At 47.1% G+C, this 13265-nt stretch carries 14 protein-coding genes and 2 pseudogenes; 7 read left to right on the top strand and 9 right to left on the bottom strand.

Translation table 11 applies throughout. From position 1 onward, the window contains the following. Positions 1-7: 7 nt before the first annotated feature. From mrdA to K6J74_RS03460, 8 genes and pseudogenes are all read right to left on the bottom strand, one after another. Positions 8-1780, bottom strand: coding sequence for a penicillin-binding protein 2 (gene mrdA, locus K6J74_RS03495; protein WP_221272478.1), 1773 nt, complete (start codon positions 1778-1780; stop codon positions 8-10). After that, positions 1767-2072, bottom strand: a complete 306-nt coding sequence (locus K6J74_RS03490; RefSeq protein WP_221272477.1) for a hypothetical protein — start codon at positions 2070-2072, stop codon at positions 1767-1769. Before K6J74_RS03490 ends, mrdA begins: the two co-directional genes overlap by 14 nt. 134 nt (positions 2073-2206) lie before the next feature. After that, positions 2207-2839 carry a ribosome biogenesis GTP-binding protein YihA/YsxC gene (gene yihA / locus K6J74_RS03485; protein WP_221272476.1) on the bottom strand — a complete coding sequence of 211 codons (633 nt, stop codon included), beginning with the start codon at positions 2837-2839 and terminating at the stop codon, positions 2207-2209. Then, positions 2814-3341 carry a lipopolysaccharide transport periplasmic protein LptA gene (gene lptA, locus K6J74_RS03480; RefSeq protein WP_221272475.1) on the bottom strand — a complete coding sequence of 176 codons (528 nt, stop codon included), beginning with the start codon at positions 3339-3341 and terminating at the stop codon, positions 2814-2816. The genes yihA and lptA overlap by 26 nt, the downstream gene beginning before the upstream one ends. Next, complete coding sequence (locus K6J74_RS03475; protein WP_221272474.1) at positions 3338-3910, bottom strand: hypothetical protein; 573 nt, start codon at positions 3908-3910, stop codon at positions 3338-3340. The genes lptA and K6J74_RS03475 overlap by 4 nt, the downstream gene beginning before the upstream one ends. Next, complete coding sequence (locus K6J74_RS03470) at positions 3911-4879, bottom strand: septal ring lytic transglycosylase RlpA family protein (RefSeq protein ID WP_221272473.1); 969 nt, start codon at positions 4877-4879, stop codon at positions 3911-3913. Next, positions 4876-5975, bottom strand: a pseudogene (locus K6J74_RS08990) (lytic transglycosylase domain-containing protein). Before K6J74_RS08990 ends, K6J74_RS03470 begins: the two are co-directional and overlap by 4 nt. Then, positions 5972-6739 (bottom strand): TatD family hydrolase, encoded by a 768-nt coding sequence (locus K6J74_RS03460; protein ID WP_221272472.1) that lies wholly within the window; start codon positions 6737-6739, stop codon positions 5972-5974. The pseudogene K6J74_RS08990 and the gene K6J74_RS03460 overlap by 4 nt, the downstream one beginning before the upstream one ends. Positions 6740-6821: 82 nt before the next feature. Between K6J74_RS03460 and ribE the strand changes: the two genes are divergently transcribed. The 7 genes and pseudogenes from ribE to purB all read left to right on the top strand — a co-directional run bounded on the left by ribE (position 6822) and on the right by purB (position 12330). Further along, positions 6822-7436, top strand: a complete 615-nt coding sequence (ribE, locus tag K6J74_RS03455; RefSeq protein ID WP_221272471.1) for a riboflavin synthase — start codon at positions 6822-6824, stop codon at positions 7434-7436. Further along, positions 7436-7702, top strand: a complete 267-nt coding sequence (locus K6J74_RS03450; protein ID WP_221272470.1) for an EscU/YscU/HrcU family type III secretion system export apparatus switch protein — start codon at positions 7436-7438, stop codon at positions 7700-7702. Before ribE ends, K6J74_RS03450 begins: the two co-directional genes overlap by 1 nt. 139 nt (positions 7703-7841) lie before the next feature. Further along, positions 7842-8402: a pyruvate flavodoxin oxidoreductase subunit gamma gene (locus K6J74_RS03445; RefSeq protein WP_221272469.1), complete on the top strand. Its 561-nt coding sequence runs from the start codon at positions 7842-7844 to the stop codon at positions 8400-8402. A gap of 9 nt (positions 8403-8411) precedes the next feature. Beyond that, positions 8412-8840: a 4Fe-4S dicluster-binding protein gene (locus K6J74_RS03440; RefSeq protein ID WP_221272468.1), complete on the top strand. Its 429-nt coding sequence runs from the start codon at positions 8412-8414 to the stop codon at positions 8838-8840. Continuing rightward, the gene (locus K6J74_RS03435) at positions 8830-10053 is read left to right on the top strand and encodes a 2-oxoacid:ferredoxin oxidoreductase subunit alpha (RefSeq protein WP_221272467.1); all 1224 of its coding nucleotides are present in this window, start codon (positions 8830-8832) and stop codon (positions 10051-10053) included. The genes K6J74_RS03440 and K6J74_RS03435 overlap by 11 nt, the downstream gene beginning before the upstream one ends. Before the next feature lie 9 nt (positions 10054-10062). Continuing rightward, the gene (locus tag K6J74_RS03430; RefSeq protein WP_221272466.1) at positions 10063-11007 is read left to right on the top strand and encodes a thiamine pyrophosphate-dependent enzyme; all 945 of its coding nucleotides are present in this window, start codon (positions 10063-10065) and stop codon (positions 11005-11007) included. After that, a pseudogene (gene purB / locus K6J74_RS03425) lies at positions 11007-12330 on the top strand (adenylosuccinate lyase). The gene K6J74_RS03430 and the pseudogene purB overlap by 1 nt, the downstream one beginning before the upstream one ends. A gap of 603 nt (positions 12331-12933) precedes the next feature. On the opposite strand, the gene K6J74_RS03420 reads toward purB, so the two are convergent. After that, entirely contained in the window at positions 12934-13134 is a 201-nt protein-coding gene (locus K6J74_RS03420) for a hypothetical protein (protein ID WP_221272465.1), read from the bottom strand. Between the last annotated feature and the right edge of the window lie 131 nt (positions 13135-13265).

Raw genomic sequence — 13265 nt, 5'->3', positions numbered from 1 at the left:
TAACAAACTAGGGCTTAATGTAGCCCAAGTCCACAAGAGCATTTGCCATTGCCCTAACAATCGGGCCGTTCTTGCTGCCTCCCTCGCCGTGTTCCACTAAAACAGTGATGACATATTTAGGGTTTTTAAAAGGCAAAAAGGCGGTCATCCACGCATGCGAGCGGTGGAAGTACTCCATTTGGTCTTCTTTCACACGCTTGATGGTGTCTTGGTCGATGCCCACAACCTGCGCCGTGCCCGTTTTGCACGCCAGGGCGACTTTAACCCCCCTTGTGCTGTAATAGCCCGTGCCCCCCTGTGTGCTGCACGCCTCATACATACCTTGCCTTAGAACGGGGAGTTTGGATTTTTGGAAGTTATCCAAGACATCTTTGGCTTTAAAATTACCCTTGAGCGCAAAATGGGGGGTGGGGAGTTTGCCCGAGGCAATCAAAGCCGTGTAGTTTGCCACTTGCATAGGCGTGGTTAAAAACGAACCTTGCCCGATAGAAGTGATGAGCGTATCGCCAGTGTTCCAAATGCCACCAAAGCGTTTCATCTTCCAACCAGGATCGGGCAAAATCCCGATAAACTCGTTGGGCAAATCCACACCTGTTTTTTGTCCAAAGCCCATTTGGCGAAAAGTCTTGGCTAAATTGTCGATCGAAATGTCTTGGGCGAATTTGTAAAAGTAGACATCTACGGATTCTTTGATCGCCTTGTATAAATTTGTCTTGCCATGCCCACCGGCTTTCCAATCTCTAAATTTGCGCTTGCCCACTTCAATGTAACCGGGAGCATAGACTTCTGTTCGCTCTGTGATGGGTAGATATTCTAAAAAGCTCAAAGCCGAACCCATTTTCACTACAGAGCCGGGGGGGTAAAGCCCATTGATGAGGCGGTTTAATAGGGGATTGTAAATATTCTCTTGGAGTTTTTTCCAATTTGCTACGCTGATCCCGCCGATGAAGTCATTTAAGTCATACTCTGGGTAGCTACCCGCAGCTAAGATCGCTCCTGTGTGTATATCCATCACCACCACCGCTCCCACTTTATCCACAAACAGCGCATCGGCTTTTTCTTGTAAGCGTTTGTCTAAGGTCAACACCAAGTCATTGTTAGTTTTGGGTTGTTTTTCTTCTAAGACTTTTAATTCTTGGTTTAAAGCGTTCACGCTCACGAGTTTATAGCCTATTTCCCCTTGTAAAAGGTCGTTATACTCTTTTTCTAAACCAGTTTTACCAATGGTGTGGGTGTATTGGCTCTTGGGATCACTTTGCATATCCTTAGTATCCGCTGCACCTAAGTAGCCCAAAACATGGGAGGCTAGGGCGTTGCCCGGATAGTGGCGTTTGTTGGCAGGGGTTATAGTGATTTTGGGATCGAGGATCAATTGAGGATACAAGGTCTGCATTTGGGCGTAGGGGATGAACTCTAAAATCTGTATGGCGTTGTGGTTGTAGACGGAGTTCTGTCTATGGTAGTTTTGGGCGGCGGTTTGAGTATCTAGAGTGGGGAAGTGGTGCTGTAAAAACTCTAATTCTTGTTGCAACTGGTCTTTTTTAAGAGCGGGGGCAAGTGAAATGCTAAAGCCCAGCTCGTTTATGGCGAGCAGTTGGTGGTTACGATCCATGATTAGCCCCCTTGTGGGGACTAAAATTTCTTTTTTAGTCATGTTGCGCAGGGCAAGCTGCTCAAAGTAGTCGTTGGTCTTGATCGTTAAAATGAAAATGCGCAAGAGCAAAATCGCCCACACGAGTGCCAAAAAGCCAAAGATGAAACGGAATCTAAGACCTTGCATACACTCTCCACAAAATGAACTCAAGCGCACCATAAGTTAGGAGCCGATCCCAAGGGACTAGGGGTGTGTCGTGCAAGGTGGCAAGCAGTAAAGTGTAAAGCACATAGATCGCCACTATATGGAAGGCCTCCCATAAAATATGCTCTTCAAACGCCCTTAAAACGAATTGTAAAACGATCTTCTCGTAGAGGATAAAGAGCAAAATCAATACCCCAAGCGGCTCTTGGTTGATCGCCTCAAAGAGCAGCAAACACGCAAAAATGGAGAGGATATAGCGGTTTTGCGAGCGCACCACTCCCCTATTTTTGTATAACATAAAAAGGAGACCAAGGAGAGGAGGCAAAATGGGGTAAAGGACCTGTAAATTGTTGTAAAGATAAAAGCCCAACACATATAAGACGCAGTGGGTGTAAGTTAATCTTGAGATCATATGCGCCCCAACAATGCGTTTAGCAAAGTGATTTGCAAGTGTTTCAAAGAGCCAAATTTGGACTTAAGGGTGCTTGGCTTTAGCACACTCACTAGAGCATTTGGGTGTTCTTGCAGTAGGGCGTGTTTAGCATGGCTGGTGAGTTTGTCAAACTTTGTGTAAACACAACGGATACTTTGGTCGGGTTTGACAAAACTTTGCAAGAACACTTGCATGTTTTCATCTTGGCTTAAGTGTAAATGGCGCGCATCTATTAAGTGTAAGAATAATTTGATACTGGAGCGTTGCTGTAATAAGGTGCATAAAAACGCCCCCCACTCCTCTTGTAAACTCTTAGACACTTTGGCATACCCAAAACCGGGTAAATCAATGCAGCCAAAGGCGATTTTTTCAGCCCCTAATTGCCAAGTGGTGGTGAAAAAATTTGCCATTTGGGTTTTGCCGGGCGTAGCCGAACTTTTGGCGATTTTACGCCCCAAAAGCTGGTTGATAAACGAGCTTTTGCCGACATTGCTGCGCCCCAAAAACGCCATTTCAGGCAAGCTAGTGGGGGGGATTTGCGCCATATTTGTTGCCGAGCACATGAAGCGACTTTCTAACACTTTAAGGTTTAGATTGTTGTTTGGCATGCTTTTTTGCCTTTTGCTTTTTTTGCTCTTTTTGGATGTCCTCCATGTCAAAGATAAAGGTCGCAGGTTTGTCCTTACCCCCGAGCACATCCGCATAACCATGCTCTTTGCTTAAAATGATCTCTTCACCTTTCACAGAGTTTACCTTGCCCACTTCGTTCACCACAGCGTTTTGTAACAAGCGATACTCTTGCTTGAGCGCATCATAAATCAAGCGATCCGAGTGCCCCTTAACCTCTCTACCATCCTCTGTAAACAAATGAAAATGCACATCGCCGATCGCCTCGTATTTAGTGGGTTTACGCTTGTTATTGGTGTAAATGATGACCTTGTTAGCCGTCAGCGTGTCCTTGCCCTTTTTAATATGGACATTGCCTTGAATGATCGTGGTTTTCTTTTGATCATTGGCTAGGAATTTATCCGCTGTAACCTCTAAAGTTTCTTTTAAAGGCACAGCCCACAACAAACCACAAATAAAAAGGGAGAAACCGAGCTTTTTCAAAACTTAAACCTTTGTGTGTGTCGTCCCTTGGGGTGCTCAGCCTCTGCTAAATTGATGATGGCGTGGATACCCTGCGCTTGCAAGACTTGGGTTTTGTGGTTGTAGGCGATGTTTTGCCCGCTTACATGCCCTTCAGGTCCATTTAATAAAAAATTGCCCTCCCCTTGAAAGATCTGTTTGGCGTGGTTATAAACCCCTCTTTGACTCCAAAAACTTTCATGGTTACTGGTCGTGTAAAGCACCCCTTTAGGAAAAGAATATAAATCGCCACGGCGCACCAAAACCTCCCCTCTAGCGTGTTCTAAAACTTGGCTATCGTTGTCAAATTTACTCAAAACAAAGTCGTAAAGGACTTCGTGGTCGCTAAATTGTAAAGCATGACTGCCCTTAATGTTTAAATCCGTGCTAGTGGCATTGCCCTCAAAAGCACTAAAGCCACGCAATTCAATTTTGGCAAAATCTCCGTTAAAGGTGGGGGCTTGTCTTTGGGGGCGTAAGAAAAACAAAATCAACCCCCCCATTGCTACCGCCAAGCCGATAAAAAACAGCCAAACGGGGTTCGCACGCACCTATTCACGCACCAAAATACTAGACTTTTTTAGATATTGTGCATAGTCGTTGGCTTCTTCTTGGCTTTTAAAGCCTCTGATAAACACCCGATAAATGGGTCTGTCGTTTTTAATTCCATTTACAATAACGCTAGAGTAATTTGTGTTTTTTAAGTGCACTTGCAAGGAGTCTCTAGCGTGCATGGCCCCTTGTTGATTATAAAACGCCCCCACTTGCAAGGAGAAGTTGCCCCCGCTGTAACTTTTTTGGCTCTCGCCCACTTTAAATTCTTTCTGCAAGGCTCTAGCTTGTTTATTTTGCTCTAAAGAGGGGGCGTATTGTTTCGCCACCACCCCTCCAAAGCCGATCACCTCTAGGCGCACGGGGGCTACTCCCTTGCCGATCATAGCGACATCGCGTGCGGCAGCGTTGGAGAGGTCAATGATTCTATTTCTTACAAAAGGTCCTCTGTCGTTGATCCGCACAATGGTGCTTCTGTTGTTGTCCTTGTTGGTCACCTTAACGATCGTGTTCATGGGCAAGATCTTATTAGCGGCAGTGTGGGCGTACATGTTGTAAATCTCACCACTACTGGTTTTTTTAGCGTGGAAGTTGGGGCCATACCAACTCGCATAGCCATCGAAAGTCTGCCCGACCTTTACCTGTGTGGGGTAGTAGGTCTTGCCACCCACTCTGTAGGGGCGCATGGTGGCGCGCTGCATCGCTGCTGAATCGATCATACCCGCTGTCAAACTGCTTTTAGATACGGGAGTGTCGTAGCTTTTGTTTTCTAGGTGCTTATTCTTATGGCGGTGGAAAAAAGAAAAGTGTTTTCTGGGCGGGATGGTGCCATTAAAGTCCCTAGCATCTTCATAGGCACGCAAACTTTCATGCTTGTTAGAAAAAGCGTAGCTTTGTTGTCCTTCCACATTTTTGGCACACCCTATAAACGCCAAGCTGACTAAAACAACTTGACAACACAATTTCATTTAACCTCGTTTTGTGCCACTTTAAAGCGGCGGGTTTTGTGGCCTAAAACGGGGATGATAAGCCTTTGTCTGCGGCTCAAGTAAAAACCTTTGAGGTTATTTGTATACCTCAAAAGGGCGACAGAGCTGTGGAACTTTTTGGCGATGGAATAAAGCGTTTCTCTAGGCTTAACCTTGTGGCTAAGAACGCGCACAATGTAGCTCTTGGGCTTATAGTGTTGCTTAAAGTAGGCAAGGTTTTCATAGGGGATATAGACCATGCTAGGCGCACCTGTGGGCAAAAAGTTATATCTAAACTGGTGGTTATAAGCCCTAAGTTTGGCTAGGGATAAATGCGCACTCGTGGCGACTTGGCTCAATAAAGTCCCCCCCTTAACAGACACGCTAGCTAGTGTTTGGCGCGCCCCCTATTGAGTAGATACGCCTTGTTGCCCTCTGTGTCTAAATTGTTGAAGGCGATGGCTAGGCTCAAAATGGAGCGGATGTAGTGGCGGGTTTCTAGGGGTAGGTATTTTTTACCTTCATCGAGCAAGACATTGATATTGTCCGTGCCCGCAACTTGGATCGCCTCTAGCACGCGCCTAAGCCCATAGTTATACGCCATCGCCACCAAATACCATTGGTGGGTTTGCTTGTAGAGCATTTTAAAGTAGGTGATCGCCGCCTGTGTGCTTTTGATCGGGTCGCGCCGCTCATCCACTAGAGTGTTGACCTTTAAGCCTAACATTTTAGCGGTTTTTGGCATGAACTGCCAAATGCCCACCGCCCTTTTCACGCTGTAGGCTCTTGCTGAAAATCTAGACTCTGCCATTGCTAAAAATAAAAACTCTATGGGGACATTTGCTTGCAAGAGCATGTTTTTGATGGTGGGGATGAAAACCCCATTAGCATCGTAGTGTTGGAGCAATTTATCAAAGGTTTGTTGCACGCTCCCTAAGGCATCGGTGTTGGCCCTATTTGTTAGAAAGTCGGCATCCACGCCAAAGGCGTTCAAAGTCTTTAGGCTGGTGCTGTTGATCGTGGGCGGGGCGGCATACAAAGACAGGTTCAGCAGGCAAACGAAACTCAAGGGTTGTAACAAGGATTTAAAAATCATGGATATACCTTTAAATTAAAAAGAGTTTGGGCGTTGTGTGTGGTGCTGTGGGCTAGCTCTTGCACATCCATTTGGCGCACCTGAGCTAACTTTTCAGCAATTAAGGGGATGTACTTAGGCTCGTTGCGCTGTCCCCTAAAGGGGTGGGGGGCAAGGTAGGGCGCATCGGTTTCTAAGAGCAAGCGCTTTAGGGGGATTTGGGGCAGGGTTTCTACTAAATTTTTGGCGTTTTTAAAGGTCGCCACGCCCCCAATGCCATAGTAAAAATTATCCGCTAGTTCTAGCAAAAGGCCATCGCCATTAAAGCAGTGCAACACGCCCCTAAGCTCGGGATACTGCTTTAAAATGGCGTGTGCGTCTACGCTGGCTTCTCGTATATGCACGATTAGAGGCTTGTTAAACTCTAAAGCCAAAACAATTTGGGCTTGAAAAATCTCTTGTTGTTTAGTTTTGGTGGTGGGGTCGTTTTGGTAGTGGTAATCTAGCCCGCACTCGCCCACAGCCACGCATCTAGGATGCTGGATATGCGCTTTTAAGAAGTCCAACTGAAAGTCTTGTAAATCCAAAGGATGCACGCCCACAGCAAAGTAAAGGTTGGGGTGGCTCTCACAAAGTGCGATGGCGCGCCCTAGGTCTTTGGGGCTGGCGGCGGGGATAATGGCGGTGTTGACCCCGACTTCTTTGGCGTTATCCAAGACTTGACACACATCAGCAAGGTAGTGGGCGTGGTCTAAGTGGCAATGGGTGTCTACAAGATCTAACATCTAGTTCCTTATACAGTTAAAAAAGCTCCATTGTACTATAATTAAGGGGTTGATACCCTAAAAAACGATAAAAAAGGCACACATGTTTAGCGGATTGATCCACGAAGTGACGCAAATCCTTAGTTTCAGCAATGGGGTTTTGAGCCTAAAAAGCGCCCATAAGCCCAAAATAGGCGACAGCATTGCTGTCAATGGGGCATGCCTTACAGCGATCGCTCTTTTCAAGGGGGGCTTTAGTGCACAGATGAGCGCACACACACAGGCGCACATCGCTTTAGAAAACTACCAAGCCGGCCAAAGAGTGCATGTTGAGCTTGCCCTAAAGGCAGGGGATCGCTTTGATGGGCATTTCGTGCAAGGACACATCGATGGGGTGGGGGTGGTTAAGAGTGTGCGAAAGGGGGAAAGTCAAGTGGACATCGCCATTAAAGCCTCCCCGGCTATTTTAGAGCTGTGTATCCCCAAAGGCTCGATTGCCATAGACGGGGTGAGTTTGACCTTGGCGGGCGTGCAAAACGACAGCTTTTCTTTGGTCATCATCCCCCACACCTTTAAAAACACCCTCTTTAATAGCTACAAGCCCGGGCGCAGAGTGAACATTGAAAGCGACATGCTCGTGCGTGCGGTGGCACACCTTAACAAACGCCAAAACCCGCTCTCATGGGCGGTGTGCGACTCGTTGGTGATGGGCTATTAATGGGAATGCCAAAAGCCGTAGCCCTAGCCTATAACATCGGGCAGGATAGCGCGCCTAAAGTGGTGGCTAGCGGGGTAGGCCAAATTGCCAAAGCGATCATGGAAAAAGCAAAAGCCTTTGATGTCCCCTTGTTTTGCAATGAAGCCTTAGTGAACTCGCTCTTAGATGTGCACCTAGATACGCCCATCCCGCCCGAACTTTACGCAAGCGTGGTGGAGGTCTTCATTTGGCTACAAAACGCCGAGAGCGGCGCACAAATGAGTTAAAGGGGTTGTTTAGCGGGCTTTGGTAATTGAAGAGGACGATATTCTTAAAATCTCCCTCATTTTGCGTAGGTTTACTTAAAATCTTGTATAATCCCCCCGCAATACGGACTTTTTTGTCTATTTTTAAGGAAGGAGAACGATGCTAGAAATTCGATGGCACGCACGCGCTGGGCAAGGCGCGGTTACGGGCGCAAAGGGCTTAGCCGATGTGCTCACCACCACAGGAAAAGAGGTACAAGGTTTTGCGGTCTATGGGTCGGCAAAAAGGGGGGCGGCGATGACGGCGTATAACCGCATCGACTCCGAGCCCATTTTAAACCACGAGAAGTTCATGCACCCCGATTATGTCTTGGTGATCGACCCAGGGCTCACTTTCATCGCCGACATCACCGAGCATGAAAAACCCGACACGACCTACATCATCACCACGCATTTAAGCAAGGATGAATTGTTTGAAAAAAAACCTGAGTTGGCAAACAAAAAGGTGTTTACCCTAAATTGCATTAAAATCGCAATGGATACGATCAAACGCCCCATCCCAAACACCCCTATGCTTGGGGCTTTAATGAAAGTTTCTGGCATGCTCGAACTCGAGTTTTTTAAAAACACTTTTAAAGAAGTTTTGGGTAAAAAAATGCCCCAAGCCTTGATCGATGCGAACATGCTCGCGATCGACCACGCTTACGCCCAAGTGCAATAAAGGACAAACATGAAAAACTGGCAAGAATTTGAAATGGGGGCGGTGCTCTTCCCCTTTGAAAAACAAGGACAGGAGGAATTAAGCAAACACAATAACGAGCGCACCTACACCACGGACAGCTCATTCACTGCGAGCGTGGCGCATTGGCGGGTGGAAAAACCCGTGCATAACAAGGATGTTTGCATTAATTGTTTTAATTGTTGGGTTTACTGCCCCGATGCGTCCATTTTATCCCGTGAGGGAAAAATGAGTGGGATCGACTACGAGCACTGCAAGGGCTGTGGCGTGTGTGTGGATGTCTGCCCCACTAACCCCAAATCTCTTTTAATGTTTGATAATTTAGAGCCCCTAGAGGAGGCTCTTGGCAAATGGCCTGAAAAGAAAGAGGGTTTGAAAAAGAAAAGCTACCGCACAGAAGGGGGTTATAATGGCTTCTAGTTACCACTTAAATGGTGTGGAGGCGTGGGATGGCTGCACGGCGAGCGCACACGCTCTAAGACAGGCACAAGTGGATGTCGTGGCAGCTTACCCCATCACCCCCTCCACGCCCATTATCCAAAACTACGGCTCTTTTAAAGACAATGGCTATATTGATGGCGAGTTTGTTTTGGTGGAGTCTGAGCACGCCGCCATGAGCGCATGCGTGGGGGCAGCGGCTGCAGGCGGGCGTGTGAGCACCGCCACAAGCTCACAAGGTTTTGCCCTTATGGTGGAAGTGCTTTACCAAGCCGCTGGCATGCGTCTGCCTATTGTGCTGAATGTCGCTAACCGCGCTTTGGCTTCGCCTTTAAACATCCACTGCGACCACTCGGACATGTATTTGGGGCGCGATAGCGGCTGGATCAGCCTTTGCACCTGCAACCCCCAAGAAGTGTATGACTTTACGCTCATGGCGTTTAGACTCGCCGAGCACATGGGGGTGAGGGTGCCCGTGATGGTGCACCAAGACGGGTTCTTATCTTCACACACCGTACAAAATGTCCGCCCCCTAGCCGACCATATCGCTTATAAATTCGTGGGCGATTATGTCCCCGTGCATCCCATGTTTGACTTTGACAAACCCGTAAGCTACGGGGCACAGGCTGAGGAAGAGTGGCACTTTGAGCACAAAGCCAAGTTACACCACGCCATTATGGAGTCTAGTAGCGTGCTTGAAGATATCTTTAATGATTTTGCCAAACTCACAGGACGGCAATACAATATTTTAGAAACCTTTGACATGGAAGACGCTGAGGTAGCGATTTTTGCGCTTGGCACCACTTGGGAGTCTGCCATTGTGGCGGCTAAGAAAGCTAGGGAAAAGGGTATTAAAGCGGGCGTGGTAACCACACACCTACTACGCCCCTTTCCCTTTGTGGCTTTGGGTGAAGTCTTTAAAAAGGCTAAGGCTGTGGCTATCATGGATAAAAGCTCGCCTTCTGGGGCTATGGGTGCACTCTTTAATGAGATCGCTGCTAGCTTATACCAAGTGCAAGGTTCACGCCACCCCGTGCTTAGCAACTACATTTACGGGCTAGGCGGGCGCGACTTGACCCAAGCGGACTTGGATCATATTTTTGAGGAGTTGAGCCAAGACGCACAAAAAGGTGCGCTCACCCACCCCACCCAGCAATTCATCGGGCTTGCTGGACCTAAATTGTCTTACTTTTAAGGAGAACACATGGTTAAAGAAGTCAAAACACTCAAGAGTTTTAGCCAATCAGCGGAAAAGTTTGAAGGCTCCCACCTCCTTTGCCCTGGTTGCGGGCATGGGATCATCGTGAGGGAGGTGCTCAACGCCGTGGATGGGCCCATTGTGCTAGGCAACTCCACCGGCTGTTTAGAAGTGTGCTCAGCAGTGTATCCACACACTTCTTGGGATGTGCCTTGGATCCATATCGGGTTTGAAAACGGCTCTACTGCTATCAGCGGCGCAGAGAGCATGTACAAAGCCCTAGAGCGCAAGGGCAAATACAAAGGGCAACGCCCTAAATTTGTCGCCTTTGGGGGCGATGGCGCAAGCTATGACATCGGGTTTCAATTCATCAGCGGGTGCTTGGAGCGCGGGCATGACATGACCTACATCTGCCTAGACAATGAAAACTACGCCAACACGGGGGGGCAAAGAAGCGGCAGCACGCCTATGGGCGCAAGCACTAGCACCACCCCTGCGGGCAAGGTGAGCTTTGGCAAAAAAGAGCGCAAAAAAGACCTACCCCTCATCATGGCAGCCCATGGCATCCCCTACACCGCCCAAATTGCGCCCAACAAGTGGAAGGACATGAACAAGAAAATCAAAACCGCCCTAGACACTGAGGGTCCCTGCTTCATCAACGCCCTTAGCCCCTGCCCCACCGAGTGGCGTTACCACTCTTCTTTGGCGATTGAAATGACGGATCTAGCGGTGGATTGCTTGATCTTCCCCTTGTTTGAAATCTTTAATGGGCATGAACTAAAAATCACCTACCGCCCCCGCAATGTTCTGCCCGTACGCGATTATTTAGGTGTGCAAAAACGCTTTGCCCACTTGTTCAAAAAAGAGAATGAACACATCATTGAGGCGTTGCAAAAAGATGTCGATGCCCGTTGGGAATACTTACAGCGCAGAGAAGAAGCCAAAGTTTAATGGTCGATCGCTATGCTTTGGAGGATGGCACGCCTTTGGGGCGTACAAAACAAGTTTGACACTTACTTAAAAGTTGAAAAGGCGATTGTGCAGGCGTGGCACGCCTTGGGCGTGGTAGACGCTAAGAGTTGCCAAAAAATCCAAGAAGTTAGTTTTAGCTTAGAACGGGTTTATGAAATCGAGCAAACCACTAAACACGATTTGATCGCCTTTGTGAATGCCGTTTGTGAAAACTTGGGAGAAGAGGCGCACTTTTTTCACTACGGCATCACTTCTAGCGATTGTATAGACACTGCCTTAGCTTTAATACTAAAAGAAAGCCTAGAAATCATCTTGCAAGACTTGCAAGGGCTTTTAGAGGTGCTGAAAAATCGGGCATTTGAGTTTAAAGACACCCCCATCATCGGGCGCAGCCACGGCATCCATGGCGAGCCGATGAGCTTTGGGCTGGTGTGGGCGTTGTGGTTTGAGGAAATGCGCCGCCATGTGAAATCTTTAGAGGGGGTGCTCGAGGAAGTGAGCGTGGGCATGGTGAGCGGGGCGATGGGAAATATGGCACACACCCCTTTAGAGCTCGAAGAAAAAACTTGTGAGATTTTAGGGTTAAAGCCTGCCTTAATCACCAATCAAGTCATCTCAAGGGATCGGCACGCTAAACTCATCAACGCCCTAGCCGTGCTGGCCAGCAGCTGCGAAAAAATCGCTACTAATGTCCGCCACTACCAGCGCACAGAAGTTTATGAGGCGGAGGAATACTTTAGCGTGGGGCAAAAGGGCAGCTCGGCTATGCCACATAAACGCAACCCCGTGTTGAGCGAAAACATCACGGGATTGTGTCGGGTCATTAGAGGTTATGCTGTGCCCATGCTTGAGAGCGTCGCTCTGTGGCACGAGCGCGACATTAGCCACAGTTCCGTGGAGCGCTTTGTCTTCCCCGACATTTTCACCACCACGGATTTTATGCTGCACCGCTTGACAAACCTACTAAAGACCCTTGTCATTTACCCCAAAAACATGCAAGCGAATTTAGAGCGCACGGGTGGATTAGTGTATTCGCAAAGAGTGCTTTTAGAACTACCAAAACTAGGCTTTAGCAAAGAGCAAAGCTATGACATCGTGCAAGAAAACGCTGCTAAGGTGTGGCAAGACTTGCAAGAGGACAAGCACCACAAAAAGGGTTTCTTAAACGCTTTACTTGTCGACCCTAGACTAAAAGACATCGACCCAAAAAAGCTTAAAGCTTGTTTTGAAACAGCGCATTACCTAAGACATACAGACCAAATTTTTAAACGGGTCTTTGGGAATGATCCAACTTTGAGCTAGAATACGCTGTTCTTGCCCATCCTTTCATGAATTAATCTCGTGGACTAAAAAAACAGTCCATCGGTTATTCCATTAAAACTCTCTTACATCTTGAAATACAAGTCTAGCCTAGAAGTTACTTTTGTATAGACTTTAATGAGGATATTGCAGAATCTAAAAACCCATAAACTTTTGCTTTACTATAAGTATAGTCTAAAGTTATGGTCCAATTCCCCTAAAGGTGCAAACCATGGAAGCTTCTTAATGTCATCTTAAACTCCTTACATACTTTTGCTATTTGGTGATACCTATCTCAAACACAAACCGAAGTGTTCATTAGCTCTCACCCTATCTAACGAATAGAAATGTTTTTTGGTTCTAAAAGATGTAGCTATTAAGAGTGGTGGTGGGGTGTTGCATGGACTTTTGATGGTGGAGCTTACTAAATCAACCGAAAGGGGTCAAAGAAAATTATTGAAAGTTTGAAACGATCGGGTTATTGACATACGCCCAAGCGTGCTAAAACCAAGTGCAAATGAGCGCAATAAAGAAAGAGCTCTTTAGAGCTTTAACCCCGATGGACTTTATTGCCAAGAAACTGCATAGACACTTTAGCGAATGGCTTTAACGCACCATAAAGTTAAGACTGTCTACAGACCCCAAGAGCAAGCTAAAGAGAATTATAAGCCACTTTTGACGCGCGCCTTTTTCTTTCTCCATGAGCTGGGCGTAAATTCTAGGTTCAATGCGTTTTTTACCCGTGTCTTTGGTAATCACATTGCCTTGATAGCCATAGACATCGTGTTTAGGTTTGCCTCTCTCCATGCATTAAACTTTTATTCAACTCGTAACCACGCTGTATACGAAGCTCCCAACATCTTAAAAAGATTCTTACAAAATCTTTACAAGCTCTCTTAGTGTTTTCAGCATAAAAAAATCAAAAAAACGCCCATAAA

The sequence above is a fragment of the Helicobacter sp. NHP19-012 genome, from assembly GCF_019703325.1.
Lineage (GTDB): Bacteria > Campylobacterota > Campylobacteria > Campylobacterales > Helicobacteraceae > Helicobacter > Helicobacter gastrofelis.
Note: the sequence above shows the minus strand (reverse complement) of the source record. Positions and strands in the feature narration are given on the sequence as shown.